Below are 246 nucleotides of genomic sequence, written 5' to 3'. Positions count from 1 at the left end.
ACCTGGAAATGCCAGATACGTTTGAGCCGGAGCACCAGCGCGTGCGACTTGGCAGCCACGCCGGCCTGGGTTTCCCTGCCTCCGACGTGTTGATGGCGGAGCGCATGCCTGCGCACTCACGCAGTGCGTATCGCGTTCAGACGACGTTTTTCGGCATGCACGGCGCCGACTCCCCGTTACCCGGCTACTACCTCGACCGTCTCGCGTGGGAGCAGGGGCAAGGTGTCGGCATCCGGGCGGCTTTTC

The 246-nt window shown here is 65.0% G+C and carries 1 protein-coding gene; it reads left to right on the top strand.

What is annotated here, in order from left to right:
* Positions 1-246, top strand: a 246-nt coding sequence (locus tag SB816_RS34095; RefSeq protein WP_410548512.1) for a type VI secretion system baseplate subunit TssG, incomplete at both ends; no start/stop codon positions are given.

It is taken from the genome of Achromobacter sp. SIMBA_011, from assembly GCF_046535435.1.
In the GTDB taxonomy this organism is placed as follows: domain Bacteria; phylum Pseudomonadota; class Gammaproteobacteria; order Burkholderiales; family Burkholderiaceae_B; genus Achromobacter; species Achromobacter dolens.
This window is presented reverse-complemented; position numbering and strand designations above follow the sequence as displayed.